Genomic DNA, 16,901 nt, shown 5'->3' on the forward strand with positions numbered 1-16,901 from the left:
TGGTTTCCATTGAAGTGAATTTTATCGAAGTGAGTTCCATTGAAGTGAGTTCCATTGCGTAGGATGGATGAGTTCTCGAGAAATTATCACGTGAGGAGGATGTATGACAATGTCAGATGCGTATAAGCGCGTAGCAGGTGAGCGTGCGCTCGATTATGTAAAGGACGGAATGGTGCTCGGCCTCGGGACGGGATCGACTGTATACTATACATTGCAAAAATTGGGTCGTATGGTTCAAGATGGGCTGCAAATCAAGGGGATTCCGACGTCGAAGGCCACAGAGGTGATGGCGAAGGAGTTGGGCATTCCGCTGACCGATTTTCGCGAACATCCTGTACTCGACATTACGATAGATGGGGCGGATGCGGTCACGCCAAAATTGGAACTGGTAAAAGGCGGTGGCGGTGCGTTATTGCGTGAAAAATTGGTTGCCAGTGCGTCGAAGCAGATGATTGTCATCGTTGATGAGTCGAAGCGTGTCGATTCTTTCGACGGTGTGAGTATTCCCGTGGAAGTCGTTCCTTTCGCAGTTGAGACGACTGTTGAGCGCATTCGCGCGTTGGGTGGCACACCGACAATGCGCCAGGACGGCGATGAACTGTTTGTGACGGACAACGCACACTATATTGTCGATGTGACGTTTGCTTCAGTGCCTGATGTGGCAGCGTTGCACGACCGCTTAAAACGCCTGACAGGTGTGGTGGAAACCGGTTTGTTCCCCGACTTGGCAAGTTTTGTGATTGTGGGATCAGCGCGCGGTGTCGACGTGGTAGAGCGGTCGTGATTCGGTTTTGCGCATCATTTTGCCAATGCTGGACTTGACTAAGGCATAGGTCACGCTGCCTGTCGAATAAGGTCTTACCAAGTGGGAGGTTGATACCGTTCAACAATCGCTCGAACTTCGGCGACAGCTTCCTTGGGCAGGCGTTTCACTTGTTCCGCGAGGCGAACGACTTCGGCCAGTTCTTCGGAAGTCATTTGTCCTTCTAACAAGTTCATTTGTTGGCGCCGATGGTGAACCGTATTGGTGGATATGCCGAACATTTGAGCAATTTCGGCGTCTGTTTTGCCGAGATCGAACACGAGGTGGCGCAGCTGTTCACGGGAGAGTAGATGAAAGTCTGTCTGTGACAATGATAAAACCTCCTTTTCCATGGTTTTTTCCAAAAGTGTGTAGTTCTATGCACGGACGACGGACGAACCCCTGGGGCAACCCAATCCGGCACATAGCCGTGGTGCGCGTGGGGGATGTTACATATACGGGAATGGGGGGATGGATGTGCAAGAACAGACGCATCGCAAGCCGGGTCACCCGTTGCGGAAGTTCGATGTGACGCAGTTGGATAAATGGGCGGACGAAAACGTGCGGAAGTTTGATGTTCAGGCGACCGTCGAGAACACCTCCCGCAAACCGAATCCTGAAGATGGTGCGCGCATTGAAACAGCACCAAAGCGGAGGACGCCAATCGACTGAAGCACGGCGGATGCACTGCATCCGCCATTTTTGACCTCATCCGAATACTTGTATCTCTCGTGGTATTTCGACATGTCTCGCCAGAAGCCGACGGAATTTGAAGCTTTCGCGTCAGTCTGCTAGTGTGAATATGCTAGAGTGTCATAGAGCGAGGAGACTTCACCATGACTTCTCAAATCAGACAGTTTTTGACGGACTGGCGTATTATGTCCATGATAGGTGCCGGCGTCGTCATGATTGGCATACTATTATATTTGGACCGACACCACCGGGTTTCGCAACTGATTCGGTCGTGGGGAGCCATTGGCATTATTGTGGCGATTATCCTGATGTTACTGTGGTGCTTGACACCGATTCCATCGGAGGGCCTGTTGGTCATTTTCCTGCGTGTCTATGGCGTCGGATGGGGTACGGTGTATGCGTATATAGGCTCTACGCTCAGTGCGTTGGTCATCTTTTTTATTGCTCGTCACTTTACGAAGGTGTGGTTGTCCCGGGCTTCGGCGCACGAGCGGTTTGAACAAGTGAATCATTGGGTGAAGGATTGGGGGAGCCTAGGCTTATTGATAGCCCGTATGCTACCCGTGCCTGCATTCGTCGTCAATTATGTCGCAGGAATGGTGCCAGCCATCAGTTTATGGAGCTACCTATGGACCGCAGTTGTCGCTATTTTCCCATACTACCTGGGTGTTGCGCTGGTTTTCCAAGGAGTTTTTGGGAACTGGATTTATATTTTAATTGGTATTATCCCATTGTCAATCGTCGGATTGGCGGGGGTTCTCGTGCGGCGGCGCAGCCATCATCACGCAGACCTGCACCGCAGATTTTTCAGATGGCATATGTAAAATACAGTCTGGTGTTCTAAAAATGTGATGGCTACAATATAGTAGAAACCCCGAGGTGATGCAGTTGGAAGATCACGAAAACCTCGACCAAGTACGGAAATTAGACAGTATTCTCGAGCGGTTGTCCCGTTCGATGAAAACGCGTCGAGAGGTCGAAGCAACTGGGTTAACCACCACCCAATTATTTGTCCTGCGCTATTTGTCTTTAAATGAGAATGCCAAGTCGTCTGACATTGCAAAAATTGCTGGCCTTAGTCCTGGTGCGATAACGCAAGTCTGCGACGAATTGGTGCGTTTAGGCTATGTGGAACGAACAAGATCTATCGAAGACAGGCGAGTCGTCTTTGTGAGGTTGACCGAAAGTGGCGAGGCGCGCATCAAGGAACTATTGGCGCGCCGGGCAGTCCGCCTTAGTCAATTGTTGGACAAGATGGGGCGGGAGGATGCGGCGGCGCTGACACGGTTGTTGGAACGGCTTGTCGAAGTCTTGGAATCCGAGTCCGAAGAATAAGGGGGTATTGTGATGAAGGTAGGTTGGATTGGATTAGGAAACATGGGTGTGCCGATGGTTCGCAATCTCGCGCGTGCAGGCGTTGACGTCTGTGCTTACAATCGTTCGCCCAAGGAAACAGCACTCGCCGGTGCACGGACGGTGCATTCGCTGACTGCGGCGGTGCAGGATAAAGACGTGGTGGTGTTGATGGTCTCCGACTTCGCCGCAATCGAGGATATCTTGTTCGAGCAAGGGGCTGCGGCGGCGATGTCGGAGAATACACTCGTGCTCAACATGAGTACCATCGGTGTCGACGAAACGGTGAAATTGGCGCAGGCGTTGCAAGGGCGTGGTTTGCGGTTTATGGACGCGCCGGTACTTGGCTCTGTCAAGCCGGCAGAAAATGCGGCGCTCACCGTTGTCGCTGGCGGGGACGTGAAAGATTTTGAGCAGATGATGCCTATCTTCAACGCAATTTCCAAGGCTGCGTTTCATATCGGACCGTGCGGCAAGGGCGCGGCGATGAAATTACTGGTGAACGCGTATTTGGGAATGGCGGTTGAGGCGCTGGGAGAATGTCTTACGTTTGGCAGGGAAAATGGCTTATCCGCCGAATTGATGCTAAGTGTTCTTGAAAATAGCGCAGTTTGGTCGCCGATGATAGCGAGCAAGCGAGACATGCTGCTCCATGAAGAATACGGCGCGCAATTTGCGCTGCGGCATTTGACAAAGGATTTGGGGCTTGTGATTCGCCAGGCAACGCAAGTGGGCGCTGCCATGCCTGCAGTACATACGACGCTGGATACATTTCAAAAAGCGGTGGCTGACGGGTACGGCGATGAGGATATGATTGCTGTGCTCAAACACCTGCGAGGACAGACACAGGCATGAAGCCGGCTGTTTTTTTAGATCGGGATGGGGTCATTAATGACCACCGCCACTATATCAATGGTCCAGATGATTTTTATCTGTTTCCACAAGCACCAAAGGCCATTGCAGCACTGAATCAGGCGAATTTGTTTGTCGGTGTTGTGACCAATCAAGGTGGCGTTGGACTTGGCTACTTGTCGCAGCTTTCGTTGCAGGCAATTCACGAGAAGATGACCGCGTTATTGGCCGAAGCGGGTGCGTATCTCGATGACATCATGTACTGTCCGCACGCGCCTAAAGCGGGTTGTGCTTGTCGAAAGCCAAAGCCGGGCATGATTGAATGGTTAGCCAAACGCCACGAATTAGATTTAGCGCGTTCTTACATGGTTGGAGACCGAGATGTCGACATCTTAGCCGGTCAGGCAGCCGGGTGTAAAACCATTTTTGTCGGCGGCGGGGCGTTGCCAAGCAGCGTAGTTCCCAGTGCCCACGTCGCAGATATTGCGGCGGCGGTGGATTGGATATTGCGCGATGCAGGACAGGTATAGTTTTCATAAGATGTAGCGCAAGGCCCAACATGGGTTAGGAGGCGCTGCTTGTATGTTGCCTGTGACCAACTTCGGTGACGCGCTGTACGGTTGGTACGAAGAACTGGAGGATGCGCTTTGGACCACCTTGCCGGATCAAAATGTGTTATCCTGGTGGATGCGGGCGTCTGTTCCCGTCTCCGCGCTACAGTGGTTGACAACTGGATATCCAGTGTTGGCGCCGTACTATCCGGCGAGCGCAGTGAACGGGTTGATGGACCCAACAGCACCCTACATGGGATATTGGTGGCCATGAGGTCCGTTGAGAGAGGCTGTCGCGCCTCTCTTTTGTGTGTTGTTACCGCGGTCACGTACTAAAGGAGATGTCTCATTGGACCTGAGTATCATCATTCCGTCGTTCAACGAACGGGACAATATTGCGCCGATAGTTGAGCGAATTCATACAGCATTACGAGATGAGCCAATCCGCTATGAGATCTGGTTCGTGGACGATAGTACGGATGACACCGTCGATGTCCTCTCCAAGATGGAAGCGGTGGACAAGCAGGTTCACGTTTACCATCGGGATAGCGAGCGGGGATTGGCGAGCGCAGTTGTCGCTGGATTTGCACGGGCTCGGGGCGACTATCTGATTGTGATGGATGCCGATTTGCAACATCCGCCAGAGCTCCTGCCAGAAATTTTTCGAAACCTCGAGGCAGGCAGTGACATTGTCATCCCGAGCCGTTTTGTCAGTGGCGGTTCAGATGGGGGCCTTGGGCCATTGCGTAAATTGGTGTCATGGGTAGCGAGGGTTATCGGTCAGCTCGCGCTGCGGCGCTTACGCAAAATTTCTGATTGTACAAGCGGCTATTTTGGCGTCAATCGCAATGTGGTCGATGGTGCTCAGTTAGATCCAATTGGCTGGAAAATCCTAATTGAGGTTCTGGTGAAGGGCCAGTATAAAACGGTTCATGAGATTCCTTATGAATTTTTGGCTCGCGATGCTGGCGAGTCGAAAATGAGCATGCGTGAACAGTGGAACTATTTTCGCCATTTATTTCGGCTTGTTTCTCAAAGCCCGTCGGACAGGCGGTTCTTTTTGTTCTGTGCGATAGGTGCCAGTGGCGTCGTCGTCAATTTGGTGGTGTTGTCAATTTTGAAGTACGCGCTGCGAGTTCCAGATACTTCGGCGTCGATTATCGCCTCGTTGGTGGCAATGTTGAGCAATTATATTTGGAATGACCAGATTACTTGGCGGGCGTCGGGGCAGCGTAAATGGAATATCAAACTGCCGTTGTTTATCGCTATTTCACTCGTGGGCATTGCGTTGACGACGCTCGTCATGGACGGGTTTCGAGCGGTTGGCGTCGCTGTCCCGATTGGACAGGTCATTGGCATTCTCGTATCGACAGTCTGGTCGTACATGATGAACAATCGATTGACGTGGAAAGATACACAAGAGAAGGTTCGTGAGGAAGTCGTGGTCACGCGGGAGAAAGGCCGGATTCGGTCTGTCTAATTTGATCGATGTTGGACAAAACGCCTCCGCCAAGGGCATTGCCTTCGGCGGCGGCGTTTACTGTTACGAGGTCGCTTGGGTGCCAGGTAGATGCCAGCATTGTGTCGTCGCCGGATCTTGTACTGGATTTTTCTGCACAATGCCGTCTTCAAAAAACTGCTTTGCGACGTATCGCGCCTGATGTGGGTTGACCACCCAATAGCTCAAGTCGCCGGTTGCGCCGGCGGGGTCGTGAAAAGATCCGGGCAGAGTTTGTTCAATTGTACGATACCCGGCGTATGTGCGCGCGTTTGTTGCTAACTTACTCAAATCGACAAATGTCATATCGGTGTCGACGCTGTGCACGGCATCCATGAGGATACCCGGGAGTTTGGGGATGGTCTGCGGTTGTAACAGGCGACTTTTTAGTGCCACGAGAAACGCTTGTTGCCGCTCGGTTCGCCCGATATCGCCGAGTGCGTCGTGCCGGTAGCGGACGAATGCCAGCGCTTGTTCCCCGGTGAGCGTTTGCCGTCCGGGTTGAAGATTGATAATGCCATGAACCGCGTCGCCTGTTTTGTAGTACATGCGCTTAGGGACGTTTATCTCCACGCCGCCGATACGATTAATCATGTTAACGAGTCCATCAAACCGGGTGAGTGCATAGTGATCTATCGGCAGACCAATTAAATTTTCAACAATCTGAACGGTCATCTCTGGCCCCCCAATGGCCAATGCGTCGTTTACTTTCCGGTATCGCCCATCCGGAAAGGCCACTTGGGTATCGCGAGGAATCGATAATAATTCAATTCGGTGGTGTGCGTCGTCGAGGCTGGCGACACAAAGTACGTCAGAATTGCCGTTGAGATTATTTTCCCGGGCATCTGTTCCAATCAGGAGAATGGTCTTTCGGTCTGGTTGCGGTGCATGTGACAATCGAATCGGAGGCAGTGCCGCATGAACGCGGTGTGGGAAAAGGACGCGCGCGGTAGCAAGCGTGCATCCGCCGACGACGGTTACCAATAGTGCCATCGTTGTAATTAAACGAATCATCCGCGAGAAAGTAAATTTCCGATCACGGCGTTCAGACATTTGGGGCCCACTCCCATCTCCTTGTGATCATGCGTATTGTCTCAGAAGATGGTGCAGGTTATTCGGATTCGTGATGCACTTTCGCATAGAACGAGGGAGCCAGACGGTTACGTCGTCGTGCGACGAACGCTGGCTCCCTGTCGTTGCGCGGAGAATTAGGTTGGCTTAGTTATGGGTAAGGATTTCGTTACACTGGATGCAAATATAGCGGTATGATTCGGCGAGCGTTCGCGCCTGAACCGGTAACCCATCGCGAATGACGACGCTTGAATCGAGTTGGACGATGCGCTCTTCCCGGAATGAGGTACTATTGCACTTTGGACAGTGAATTGCGTGTTGACTGCTGGCCATCTGTGACTCATCTCCAATATGTAAGGTTTACAATAGTAACAGCGACGTGCGGCTTGCTGTGGCTCAACAAGTGGCGCATACAACATGTATTATAAGTGTGGCGCGGTGAAAGGGTCAAAGACGTTGTGCATTGCGTCGCTTTTCAAAAGGTTGGGGGCGGTTCACGTCATTTGTGACGAACCGGATGCTGGAATTGGTAGCGTACCCCTTGTACCTGCGTTGACGAATCGGGCATTCGGTCTGCTGAGAATGCATGGTCGCAATCGTGAAATGTGGGATAAACCTCGGCCACCGCTCGACACTTCGGAGCAGTTGCGACTCCTGTGAGTTGAGGCATGAGCCCTGTTACTACGTATGCAAGGTCTTTGCATGACATCTCGTTTTCATTCGCAATTGTGGTATGGTTGTATAGTGGGCGTGAGCAAAGACACTGGAGGACAAGGATGAATTACGGCTTTCCGGATTGGATGTTCGCAGCGGTGGCGATTGCTGCGTACGAGATTGCTGCTTGGATAAAACACCGTTTCCACTTGGAGTGGGCGATGTGGATTGCGTATGCAATCATCGTCATATGTGCCATCGTGTTGCTAATACGGTATGTGATTCGGATGGTTCGGCGACGGCGTCATCACGAGGCCGATGACCCGGACGATTGGCGGAATTATTGAGAGACGGGCGCATGGATGCGCCCGGTTTCATTTATGCGTGCCAGCGCTTGGCTGGGCTGTGACAGGACGGATTAGATTTGTGAAGATGATTGCAAGTAATCTTCGAGAAGTTGTGCAAAAGGCCCAGACAAGCGGGTATAAAAGGCGACTTGCCCTTGTTCCACCACGCCTGACGGCGACACCAGGTGGAGGACGCTTGTCACGATTTTGTACGCACGTCCGGCGTCTGAACGCCCGCTTGATAGGCGATTGACATGCTGGGAAAACTCTAGATCATCGCATTCGACGAATCCAATAATGTTGTCTAGTGCGATGCGGAATGTGGTTTGACCACGCTGTTGTATAAATTCCTTTGTGGTAAGTTGATATTTAACGCTGTTGCGGATTTCACTGCGTTTCAACTCACCACGTAACATCTTCACTTTGGGAAAGTGATACATGAATTCGCCACCTTTACACCAAAAGAAGTTATGTTGATGATTGTAACATAGTTCGGAGAAACATGTCCGGGTGCTTCGGTCGGATTTCCAAAAGGAACCATGATGAAGGCCCACTATTCTGTCGAAAAGGGTGAACGTTTCGTTGAGTCGTTGGATGAGTATTTTGGCCGTCGTGATGATTGTCATCAGTGCGGTCATTCGCTTTACACATGGAAGTGAGATGCTGCAATTTTTTGCTTCCGCAGTGGCGATTATCCCGTTGGCGGCCATCATGGGGCAGGCGACAGAGTCGATTGCCGCACACGCTGGACCGCGTCTGGGCGGCTTGCTGTCTGCTACTTTCGGAAATGCTGTTGAGTTGATTATCGGCATATTTTCGTTAGAGCAGGGGCTTTTCTCGCTCGTCAAAGCCTCCATTACAGGTTCCATTATTGGCAACCTGCTATTTGTGCTCGGGTTAAGTTTTTTTGTTGGCGGCATTCGCCATCCGATTCAATATTTTAATTTGCGCGTGGCACGCAGCAATGCGTCCATGTTGATGTTAGGCGTCGGTATTGCGTTTGTCGTACCGAGCATTTTTGCGTTGGCGCCGCATGAAAAGAACTACACACTGTCGTTCGGCGTGGCGGCGGTCTCACTCGTGATTTACATTCTTGGCCTGTTCTTTAGCCTGTTCACGCATCGTGAAGTGTTTGCGTACATAGAAGATGAGGCGGCTGAAACAGAGGGGGCTGGCCAGGAAGAGGTCAAGTACCGACTTTGGCCTGCGGTGATTGTCCTGCTGATTTCTACTGTCCTGGTTAGCATCGAGAGCGATTGGCTGGTGGAAAACGTCAAGTCGATTGCTGCTGGATTAGGGTGGAGTGAAGTCTTTATCGGGGTGGTTGTCGTCGCGATTATTGGCAACGCGGCCGAACACGCGTCGGCCGTCTGGATGGCTTGGAAGAACCGAATGGATCTCTCGCTGGAGATTGCAGTCGGCAGTACACTTCAGGTGGCGATGTTCATCGCACCGGTATTGTTTTTTGTCAGTCTGATGATGGGCAATCCGTTTGAACTCGTATTTTCTTGGCCAGAGCTCATCAGTATGATTGCAGCAGTCTTGTTGGTGGTCATTTTAATGCTCGATGGTGAATCCAACTGGCTGGAAGGTGCCATGGCGGTTGGTGCATATCTCGTTCTTGCTGTCGGTTTTTACACGTTACATACTGCCTGAGTGGAGTGTTTGCCGTGAAAATGTTTATCCGGGCAATTGCGAAACACTTTGGGATTGGCTTGGCGACAGTGTTACCGTTCGTTTTCGCTATCTGGGTTGTCGTCGTCGTGGTCAACTACGTGGATGGATTGGTGGGGCAATACATTCCGTACCCAGGGTTTCATATTCCCGGGACGGGCTTCGTGCTCATCTTAGCGGCCATCACGGTCGTTGGCTTGCTGTCACGCATATACATTAGCCGCGTATTCTTCTCTTGGCTAGATGCTCTATTTACGCGAATTCCTGTGATTAAGTCACTTTATTCGACGGCCAAGGAACTCGTGCAAAACACGTTTGGGCGCAAAGGCGCGTTTCAACAACCGGTGCTCGTCGACTGGCCGGATGAACGCGCGCAGGTGCTCGGTTTTATTACCAATGAGGCGCTGCCAGTTGAGATGGATCCCGACGGTACAAAGGTGTCTGTGTATCTGCCCAACGCTTTTCAGTTTGCTGGCGCCACAGTCATTGTCTCGCGCGATAAAGTGAAGCCTTGTGGATTGACGGTGGAGCAGGCATTTAAATTTTCGTTGTCGGCTGGGTTGGGCCATTCCGTGGAATCTGTGAAGAAAGAGGATTTAGAGACTGAGTTGCCAACCGGAAATCATCAACCGCTGGGCATGTAGTCAATGAACTTGTATGAAACTCGACTTTAAATGGCCACTTGCGCACGTGGATGCGCGAGCGGCCATTTGACTGTTGTGCGAAGGTGTGCTGTTATGTCAGTCTCGCAGGACTGGCGTGTAGCCACGTTCGCGCAAGGCGGTACACAACATTTCGATGTGTTTTTTATCGCGGGTTTCGAGGTCGAGCTCTACTTCGGTTTGACCGAGGTGAATGTGTGTACCGACCCGGTGATGGCGAATAGATAGGACATTAGCCCGCAGTGCTGCGAGAACGTCCAACAAATCTTTCAGTGCTCCGGGCCTGTCCAAGAGCGTCACAGCTAATCGGAGAAATCGTCCAGACTCAATAAGTCCGTGTTCAATAATCCGCGATAGTACGGTGACATCCACGTTGCCGCCCGATAATACGCAGATGACTTTGCCAAGGCCACTTGGGATCTTTCGGTTGATGGCTGCGGCAACACTGGTCGCAGCGGCACCTTCGGCGACGATTTTACAGCGTTCAAGCAGGAGTACCATAGCCCGCGAGATTTCCTCTTCTTCGACTAGCACGACATCGTCCACATATTGTTTGATTAAGGCGTAAGATAGGTCGCCGGGGCGCTGCACGGCGATACCGTCGGCAAGCGTCGCCTGTGCAGTCACGGTCGTTGGCCGCCCGAGTTCAAGCGACTCGCGCACCGATGGGACGGCGGTGGCCTCAACGCCAATCACTCGGATATCTTTTTTCAGTGATTTGACAGCTAACGCGATGCCTGCGGCCAATCCGCCGCCGCCCATCGGAATCACGATGGCGTCTGCGTCCGGCAACTGTTCCAACATTTCCAGTCCCATCGTCCCCTGGCCCGCAATAATGGCCTCGTCGTCAAACGCGTGGACATATGTATAACCTCGTTCGTCTCGCAGTGCGACTGCATGCGCGTAGGCGTCGTCGTACGATGCGCCGTGGAGTACGACGTTTGCGCCGTAGGCCTGGGTTGCCGCAATTTTCGCCAGGCTAGCCCCTTCCGGCATGACAATCGTGCAAGGGACGCCGAGATCGCGAGCGGCCAACGCCACCCCTTGTGCGTGATTTCCTGCGGATGCGGCAATAACGCCTCGGTTTCGTTCGGCTTCTGTCAACGACGTGATTTTGTTGTATGCGCCGCGGAGTTTAAATGATCCCGTTTTCTGCAGATTTTCGAGTTTGAGATAAATCTCGTTGTCCGACAGCTGTGTGAAGGTCGCAGAGTAGTCGAGTGGGGTTTGCTGGATGACACCGGCAATCCGGGTGCGGGCCTTCTGGATATCGTCGAGCGTGAGCTGTGGTAATTTGGCTTGATGTTCCAACCAGGAAATCCTCCTTTGTGTCCCAGGGTGCAGTAATCGCAAACGGCTGCGGTAGTGCCAATCCCATCGGCGTGCTAAAATGCTTCTAGCAGAGCGGTGCCTAGACACCGCTCATGATCGTACTGGAGGTGTTTGTGATTTTCAATACAGATGCGCGGGTTCGTTCCAACTTGCGAGCCATTCATCCATACCAGCCAGGCATCAGCGAAGACCAATTGCGCAAAGAGTTTGGACTGGCCCGGCTCGTTAAATTGAACTCCAACGAAAATGCACTTGGTCCGTCGCCAATGGCCCTTGCTGCGATTGAGCACGAATTGCCCAAGCTTCACTTATACCCCGACGGAGGCAGTGAGTTGCTTCGTGAGGCGCTGGCAGCGCATCACGGGCTGCACATGGAACAAGTTTTTGTCGGCAACGGATCTGACGATATTATTAAGCTGATTTCAGAGACGTTCCTCGAACCTGGGGATGAGATTGTCGTTCCGTTTCCGTCGTTTTCGCAGTATGGATTCGGCGCCGAGGTGATGCGGGCGCAGATTCGCGAAGTACCCTTGCGACCGGATTTTTCCTATGACGTCGAGGCACTGCTGCGGGCGGTGAACGAAAAGACGAAGTTACTTTACCTGTGCACGCCGAACAATCCCACCGGTACGGTGCTCAAACGCGACGAATTTACGTGGCTCATAGAACGACTGCCGATAGACGTCTTTGTCGTGGTAGATCTCGCCTATGACAACTATGCCACGGACTCTGATCGGTTCTTTGTCACAGAGTCGGCTCTGGCATATCCGAACGTATGTTACATGTTCACATTTTCCAAGTTGTACGGTTTGGCGGGTTTGCGCGTCGGTTATGCGCTTGGCAATGAACAAGTGTGGGCGTATGTCCACCGTGTGCGAGAGCCGTTTAACGTCAATCGGGTGGCCCAACGGGGTGCACAGGCCGCGTTGCAGGATGTGGCGCACATTGCGAAGTCGCAGGCGCTTGCAGCGAGGAGCCGGGAACAGTATGCGGCGTTGGCACGTGATGGACTTCGCGTAATTCCGTCACAGGCAAATTTCACCTTGGTCGAGGTGGGGGACGGGGTCGCTGCGTTCGAGTGGCTGAAAAAACAAGGCATACTCGTGCGCGCTGGGTATCCGGGTTTGGAATCGTTCGTTCGTGTCACATTTGGTCTCGAGGAAGAAAATGAGTTATGTATCGGCGCATTGCGCGCGTATCAGCAGGTGCGTACGTGAAGTCACTGGTTTTTTTTTACGGCCCCCTATGGTAAACCAACCAGATTAGGGGGCCATTAGCCAATCAGATTGACTGATTTCGCTATTATGTTACCTAGTGGATGACCCGCAGACAAGAGGTGGTTGCTGGCAACGAAGCTAGTTGTTGTCTGTACGCTGCTATCGCCGTTCAGTTTTCCCCGTCCAGCGTGCCAGGCTTGTCTGTAAAGTCCTGTTCCTCGGTGGCAGAATGTCGGTCTGAGTGAATCATATTGGCGTCGCGGAAGCGGCCTGTGACCGCTTGGCCGGGTTTCCAGTCGGATACCTTGCCAAGCTTTGGTGCGTTGAACGCCGCACCGTAAGGCCCTTCTGCGAATTCCTCGACGGCTAAATCGTCGTCGCGGGATTGGACTTCCCAAAGCTCGGCGTTTGGAAAGTCGTTTTCTCCATTCTTGATGGGGCCTGGGTTGTACGAACCGGAATTCGGACTTTCCACAACGTCGCTTTGTTGTGGTTGTGTCTGTGGTTTATCATGATGCATGGGCACTCACCTCAAAGGGTAGTGTGCCTTCGTAAGGAAAGTGTATCCGATACAGGAGGCAATTCGATGGACAAAGAGGACAAGCAAGTGAGGGTTCGCTTTGCGCCGAGCCCGACAGGTGCATTACATATCGGCGGTGCGCGCACCGCTTATTTTAACTGGTTGTTCGCAAGGCAGCACAAAGGAGTTTTTGTGCTGCGGATTGACGATACGGACCGGGCGAGATCGACAGAGGCGTCGTACCAGCAAATTCTCGACAGTTTGCGGTGGCTTGGCCTGGACTGGGACGAAGGACCGGATGTGGGCGGTGCGTATGGTCCATACCGCCAATCGGAGCGGATGTCCATCTATACAGAACAATTGGAGAAGTTAAAGCAGCAAAATCGCGTATATCCCTGCTTTTGTACACCTGAGGAATTGCAGCGCGAGCGCGAACTTGCGCAGCGAGAGGGCAGGGCGCCGCGCTACTCAGGGAAGTGTCGCCACTTGAGCGCGGATGAAGTCGCTTCGCGGCTGGCGGCCGGCGAGTCGCATGTCTATCGCCTTCGCGTCGAATCTGAAGGGGAAACCGTCGTCCACGATATCATTCGTGGGGACGTCGTATTTCAAAACGCCGAAATCGATGATTTTATTATCTGGAAGGCCGACGGAACGCCAACCTATCACTTGGCGTCCTGTATTGATGACGCCCTTATGGAGATTTCGCATATTGTCCGGGCGGAGGAGCACTTATCCAACACGCCGCGACACGTGGTCCTGTTTGAGGCACTCGGCTTCGAAGTTCCGCAGTTTGCTCATGTGCCGATGATTTTGGCGCCGGATCGGAGTAAATTGAGTAAACGCCACGGAGCGACCAGCGTATCGGAGTACAGGGAACAGGGGATTCTGCCGCAAGCGCTCATCAATTATCTGCTTTTGCTCGGATTTTCACCGGGGGAGGATAACGAGGTTTTATCGCGTGAACAGGCCATTGAATCTTTCCGCCTGGATCAGGTGGCCAAACACGCCGCAGTCTATGACGTGAAGAAATTGGAGTGGCTGAACGCACAATACTACCGCGCCCAATCGCCAGATTTGGTGCTCGCGCAAGCATGGGCTGGTTTTGTCGAGCGCGGTTGGGTGGCGCCGGACGAGACGAACCGCGAGCGCTTGGCCTGGCTTCGTACCGCCATTGAGTTTGTCTTGTCGCGCAGCCGCAATGCGGCAGATCTGGTCGAAGGCCTGCGTTATTACTTTCAGCCGGTGAACGCTTATGACCCGACGGGTGTCAAAAAGCAATTTGCTGATTCCGACGTATCCGACCGCCTGCGCCGCATCGCCAAGCGCCTGTCGGAGGTGTCGCCGTTTACAACAGTTGTCGTCGAGAAAGAATTTCGCAGTTTGATTGAGGAGCTGGGCGTTAAAGGCGGTAAGTTGATTCACCCGACGCGCCTCGCGCTGACTGGCGTCACGGTGGGGCCGGGTCTATTTGATATCATGGTCCTGCTCGGGCGTGACGAATGTGTGTCACGGCTCGAGTTGGCCGCGCATCGCATTGAGACGGGAAATGTTACTCTGACGCAATGACGAGTGGTGGAGCACGCCGCCTGCTGGGGAGCAGCTCGCAGGCGACGTGCTCTCCGCCGGATGCTAGGCGCGCTGGATGCGAGCTGTCTATCGAAGATTGAACGATTAATATTGACACAACGGTCGTTCTTGTGTATATTTATATACCGTCAACGACGTCATTGCCGAATGGTGTAATGGTAGCACGACTGACTCTGACTCAGTTAGTCTAGGTTCGAGTCCTAGTTCGGCAGCCACTTGGCCCTATCGTCTAATGGTTAGGACGCCGCCCTCTCACGGCGGTAATAGGGGTTCGAATCCCCTTAGGGTCACCAATGGGACGAGGGTCATTAGCTCAATTGGCAGAGCATCCGACTCTTAATCGGCAGGTTGAAGGTTCGATTCCTTCATGACCCACCAGCTTTCGAAATCGCGGCTTCCTCCAGAGGGGTCGCGATTTTTGTTTGTGTCACAGCCTTGTTTTTTCTGGAAATCGATGTTCCCACAGAGATGTTTGGTATCATGGACAGAGAGTTTGAACTTGGACGAGATACGGGGGCGGCAGACATTTGCGAACGCGGATGACAGGTGCCGAACGACGGCAGTGGGTTGACAAACTTCTTGAGGAATACGCAGCCGTTGCTTGGGCTTACCTAGTGGCGGAATGCGACACCGTCGAACAGGCGGAGGACGCGTTTGTCTATGCGTTTATTTTGGCAAACGAACGGTTGGCAGAGGCACACGTGGAGCCTGCGGAAGATTGGATGATGGAGATTCTGCGCGAAGCGGTGCGTGAGGCGCCTGTTGATTCTGATTGGCGGGAGCAACTCGTTGATGCGGATGGTCAAGTCGCGGTAGTGAAGGACGCTGTGGCCCAGGGAGAATCCCTGCGTGTTCCACAAGCGCTTATCCAGCGCAGTGTACAGATGATGCGAGCCAACATCGCACGCGACGAGGCGATGCGGCATCACCGGGGTCCGCTTTGGACCAAAGTTGGGGCAGCTTTGGCTGTCGTCGTTGGGATTGCGGGCGTTGGGTACGGCGTGTCTGATAAATGGGCCCGTCATTTTCAGAATCGGCCGCCTGTGAGTGCACAAGCAGACGCCACGGAAAAGGCGGTCGCACACTTGGGTGGTGATTTGCCTGTGTCGCCAGTGGCTGTCTACCAATTGGATGCGTCCACACATCTTGACGTCAACCACCTGGCGGTCAATAAGAATTCGTTGTATCAGGGAACCCTTGTGCTTTCAGCGGATAGTTGGCCGCGCATTGAGGTTAGTCAGCAACCGTTTTCCACCAAAGGCGTCACGCTTGGTGGAAATGTCAATGCGACGTATACATTTGAATTGGTTCCCCCGTTGCAGGCGAGTGGGAAGAAATCCGATGATGCTTGGGAGATCTCGAATTGGCATATCGAAGTGATGGGTAACTGGATAGTCGGTGTGATTTCGTGGAATGACGGTGGGTCTTCAGATACCAATGTGCAGCAGATCTACGCGCTTAGTACGAAGAGCGGAAAATATAGCCTCGTCGACACACTTGCGCCGCAACATGGTGTCGAAAATCGTTTTGAGGTCGCCGTCGGAGACGGGAAAATCGTCGTGCAGCCAGGTCTGGATGACGGGTCGAGCGCACCACTGGGCCTTCCCATTCAGATTTATACGCTGAAAGGGGACGACCCGACGCATGCTTGGACGGAAGACAGTCAAATCCCGGCTTCGTTTGGCTTGATGCAAACACCTGTGGTGACACAGCAAGGGATTATTTTTCAAGGAATTGCTGGGAAGACGCAGACGAGTTCCGACAATGTCGACACATGGTACGAACTGACGTGGGATGGTACCATGAATCACTACGACGGACCACCTGTGGACGGACAGGTGCATTGGGCGGTAGTCGGAAGCTCTGGAACCGCTTGGTGGGTCGAAACGACGCCGGATGCGTCAGACAGTCATCAAGGCTATCAGGTGTCGATGGCGCAACTCAGTGACGACAAGTCAAATGGCAGTCCGACAAAGAGTCTCGCTCAGCCTGTGCTTCAATTGGCCGTCGATAATGGCAATTTAATTTGGCTACAGCAGGGGACCGATAAAGACGAAGATACACTTGTGGTCGCACAAGTGGAGTAAT

20 protein-coding genes and 3 tRNA genes are annotated in these 16,901 nt (G+C 52.8%); 18 read left to right on the top strand and 5 right to left on the bottom strand.

What is annotated here, in order from left to right:
• Positions 1-109: 109 nt before the first annotated feature.
• On the top strand, positions 110-784 hold the full coding sequence (rpiA, locus tag J3482_RS01515) for a ribose-5-phosphate isomerase RpiA (RefSeq protein WP_223204120.1): 675 nt from the start codon (positions 110-112) through the stop codon (positions 782-784).
• 74 nt (positions 785-858) lie between these two features.
• Here the strand turns inward: rpiA and J3482_RS01520 are convergent, their stop codons facing one another.
• A complete protein-coding gene (locus tag J3482_RS01520; RefSeq protein ID WP_146822750.1) occupies positions 859-1,134 on the bottom strand; it encodes a hypothetical protein in 276 nt (91 codons plus the stop codon).
• A 145-nt stretch (positions 1,135-1,279) separates the two neighbouring features.
• Between J3482_RS01520 and J3482_RS01525 the strand changes: the two genes are divergently transcribed.
• From J3482_RS01525 to J3482_RS01555, 7 genes are all read left to right on the top strand, one after another.
• Entirely contained in the window at positions 1,280-1,474 is a 195-nt protein-coding gene (locus J3482_RS01525; protein ID WP_146822748.1) for a hypothetical protein, read from the top strand.
• 164 nt (positions 1,475-1,638) lie between these two features.
• Positions 1,639-2,319: a TVP38/TMEM64 family protein gene (locus J3482_RS01530; protein ID WP_146822746.1), complete on the top strand. Its 681-nt coding sequence runs from the start codon at positions 1,639-1,641 to the stop codon at positions 2,317-2,319.
• 64 nt (positions 2,320-2,383) lie between these two features.
• Positions 2,384-2,830 (top strand): MarR family winged helix-turn-helix transcriptional regulator, encoded by a 447-nt coding sequence (locus tag J3482_RS01535; RefSeq protein WP_236017771.1) that lies wholly within the window; start codon positions 2,384-2,386, stop codon positions 2,828-2,830.
• A 12-nt stretch (positions 2,831-2,842) separates the two neighbouring features.
• The gene (locus J3482_RS01540; RefSeq protein WP_206915424.1) at positions 2,843-3,703 is read left to right on the top strand and encodes an NAD(P)-dependent oxidoreductase; all 861 of its coding nucleotides are present in this window, start codon (positions 2,843-2,845) and stop codon (positions 3,701-3,703) included.
• Positions 3,700-4,230: a D-glycero-alpha-D-manno-heptose-1,7-bisphosphate 7-phosphatase gene (locus J3482_RS01545; protein WP_146822742.1), complete on the top strand. Its 531-nt coding sequence runs from the start codon at positions 3,700-3,702 to the stop codon at positions 4,228-4,230. The genes J3482_RS01540 and J3482_RS01545 overlap by 4 nt, the downstream gene beginning before the upstream one ends.
• Positions 4,231-4,282: 52 nt before the next feature.
• On the top strand, positions 4,283-4,525 hold the full coding sequence (locus J3482_RS01550) for a hypothetical protein (protein ID WP_146822740.1): 243 nt from the start codon (positions 4,283-4,285) through the stop codon (positions 4,523-4,525).
• A gap of 75 nt (positions 4,526-4,600) precedes the next feature.
• Positions 4,601-5,731: a glycosyltransferase gene (locus J3482_RS01555; protein WP_206915423.1), complete on the top strand. Its 1,131-nt coding sequence runs from the start codon at positions 4,601-4,603 to the stop codon at positions 5,729-5,731.
• A 63-nt stretch (positions 5,732-5,794) separates the two neighbouring features.
• On the opposite strand, the gene J3482_RS01560 is transcribed toward J3482_RS01555, so the two are convergent.
• Positions 5,795-6,802, bottom strand: coding sequence for an LCP family protein (locus J3482_RS01560; protein ID WP_236017772.1), 1,008 nt, complete (start codon positions 6,800-6,802; stop codon positions 5,795-5,797).
• Positions 6,803-7,237: 435 nt separating this feature from the next.
• On the opposite strand from J3482_RS01560, the gene J3482_RS01565 reads away from it, so the two are divergent.
• Together J3482_RS01565 and J3482_RS01570 are read left to right on the top strand one after the other, a co-directional pair.
• Positions 7,238-7,480: a DUF72 domain-containing protein gene (locus J3482_RS01565; protein ID WP_146822736.1), complete on the top strand. Its 243-nt coding sequence runs from the start codon at positions 7,238-7,240 to the stop codon at positions 7,478-7,480.
• Between the two features lie 116 nt (positions 7,481-7,596).
• Positions 7,597-7,821, top strand: a complete 225-nt coding sequence (locus tag J3482_RS01570) for a hypothetical protein (protein WP_146822734.1) — start codon at positions 7,597-7,599, stop codon at positions 7,819-7,821.
• Positions 7,822-7,892: 71 nt separating this feature from the next.
• On the opposite strand, the gene J3482_RS01575 is transcribed toward J3482_RS01570, so the two are convergent.
• Positions 7,893-8,261 carry a hypothetical protein gene (locus tag J3482_RS01575; protein WP_146822732.1) on the bottom strand — a complete coding sequence of 123 codons (369 nt, stop codon included), beginning with the start codon at positions 8,259-8,261 and terminating at the stop codon, positions 7,893-7,895.
• A 154-nt stretch (positions 8,262-8,415) separates the two neighbouring features.
• Here J3482_RS01575 and cax point away from each other — a divergent pair, with 154 nt between their 5' ends.
• Positions 8,416-9,477 carry a calcium/proton exchanger gene (gene cax, locus J3482_RS01580; RefSeq protein ID WP_499704303.1) on the top strand — a complete coding sequence of 354 codons (1,062 nt, stop codon included), beginning with the start codon at positions 8,416-8,418 and terminating at the stop codon, positions 9,475-9,477.
• 20 nt (positions 9,478-9,497) lie between these two features.
• Positions 9,498-10,139: a DUF502 domain-containing protein gene (locus J3482_RS01585; RefSeq protein WP_223204130.1), complete on the top strand. Its 642-nt coding sequence runs from the start codon at positions 9,498-9,500 to the stop codon at positions 10,137-10,139.
• Positions 10,140-10,235: 96 nt separating this feature from the next.
• Here the strand turns inward: J3482_RS01585 and ilvA are convergent, their stop codons facing one another.
• Positions 10,236-11,468: a threonine ammonia-lyase gene (ilvA, locus tag J3482_RS01590; RefSeq protein WP_146822728.1), complete on the bottom strand. Its 1,233-nt coding sequence runs from the start codon at positions 11,466-11,468 to the stop codon at positions 10,236-10,238.
• Positions 11,469-11,602: 134 nt separating this feature from the next.
• Between ilvA and hisC the strand changes: the two genes are divergently transcribed.
• Entirely contained in the window at positions 11,603-12,706 is a 1,104-nt protein-coding gene (hisC, locus tag J3482_RS01595; RefSeq protein WP_223204116.1) for a histidinol-phosphate transaminase, read from the top strand.
• A 169-nt stretch (positions 12,707-12,875) separates the two neighbouring features.
• On the opposite strand, the gene J3482_RS01600 is transcribed toward hisC, so the two are convergent.
• Entirely contained in the window at positions 12,876-13,226 is a 351-nt protein-coding gene (locus J3482_RS01600; protein WP_146822726.1) for a hypothetical protein, read from the bottom strand.
• A gap of 66 nt (positions 13,227-13,292) precedes the next feature.
• On the opposite strand from J3482_RS01600, the gene gltX reads away from it, so the two are divergent.
• The 5 genes from gltX to J3482_RS01625 all read left to right on the top strand — a co-directional run bounded on the left by gltX (position 13,293) and on the right by J3482_RS01625 (position 16,900).
• Positions 13,293-14,792 (top strand): glutamate--tRNA ligase, encoded by a 1,500-nt coding sequence (gene gltX, locus J3482_RS01605; protein ID WP_206921978.1) that lies wholly within the window; start codon positions 13,293-13,295, stop codon positions 14,790-14,792.
• 162 nt (positions 14,793-14,954) lie between these two features.
• Positions 14,955-15,028 (top strand) — tRNA-Gln (locus tag J3482_RS01610).
• A 3-nt stretch (positions 15,029-15,031) separates the two neighbouring features.
• Positions 15,032-15,106 (top strand) — tRNA-Glu (locus J3482_RS01615).
• Positions 15,107-15,115: 9 nt separating this feature from the next.
• Positions 15,116-15,191: transfer RNA gene (locus tag J3482_RS01620), tRNA-Lys, on the top strand.
• 149 nt (positions 15,192-15,340) lie between these two features.
• Positions 15,341-16,900 (top strand): hypothetical protein, encoded by a 1,560-nt coding sequence (locus J3482_RS01625; RefSeq protein WP_206921979.1) that lies wholly within the window; start codon positions 15,341-15,343, stop codon positions 16,898-16,900.
• Position 16,901 lies beyond the last annotated feature (1 nt).

The organism is Alicyclobacillus suci (assembly GCF_017329615.1).
GTDB classification, from domain to species: domain Bacteria; phylum Bacillota; class Bacilli; order Alicyclobacillales; family Alicyclobacillaceae; genus Alicyclobacillus; species Alicyclobacillus suci.

Excerpts from the sequence above, each read along its gene's own strand:
- J3482_RS01575 (WP_146822732.1), bottom strand. The coding sequence starts at position 8,261 with ATGTATCACTTTCCCAAAGTGAAGATGTTACGTGGTGAGTTGAAACGC.
- J3482_RS01530 (WP_146822746.1), top strand. The coding sequence starts at position 1,639 with ATGACTTCTCAAATCAGACAGTTTTTGACGGACTGGCGTATTATGTCC.
- J3482_RS01565 (WP_146822736.1), top strand. The coding sequence starts at position 7,238 with ATGTATTATAAGTGTGGCGCGGTGAAAGGGTCAAAGACGTTGTGCATT.
- J3482_RS01550 (WP_146822740.1), top strand. The coding sequence starts at position 4,283 with ATGTTGCCTGTGACCAACTTCGGTGACGCGCTGTACGGTTGGTACGAA.
- J3482_RS01540 (WP_206915424.1), top strand. The coding sequence starts at position 2,843 with ATGAAGGTAGGTTGGATTGGATTAGGAAACATGGGTGTGCCGATGGTT.
- rpiA (WP_223204120.1), top strand. The coding sequence starts at position 110 with ATGTCAGATGCGTATAAGCGCGTAGCAGGTGAGCGTGCGCTCGATTAT.
- J3482_RS01570 (WP_146822734.1), top strand. The coding sequence starts at position 7,597 with ATGAATTACGGCTTTCCGGATTGGATGTTCGCAGCGGTGGCGATTGCT.
- J3482_RS01560 (WP_236017772.1), bottom strand. The coding sequence starts at position 6,802 with ATGTCTGAACGCCGTGATCGGAAATTTACTTTCTCGCGGATGATTCGT.
- J3482_RS01585 (WP_223204130.1), top strand. The coding sequence starts at position 9,498 with ATGTTTATCCGGGCAATTGCGAAACACTTTGGGATTGGCTTGGCGACA.
- cax (WP_499704303.1), top strand. The coding sequence starts at position 8,416 with ATGAGTATTTTGGCCGTCGTGATGATTGTCATCAGTGCGGTCATTCGC.
- gltX (WP_206921978.1), top strand. The coding sequence starts at position 13,293 with ATGGACAAAGAGGACAAGCAAGTGAGGGTTCGCTTTGCGCCGAGCCCG.
- J3482_RS01600 (WP_146822726.1), bottom strand. The coding sequence starts at position 13,226 with ATGCATCATGATAAACCACAGACACAACCACAACAAAGCGACGTTGTG.
- J3482_RS01545 (WP_146822742.1), top strand. The coding sequence starts at position 3,700 with ATGAAGCCGGCTGTTTTTTTAGATCGGGATGGGGTCATTAATGACCAC.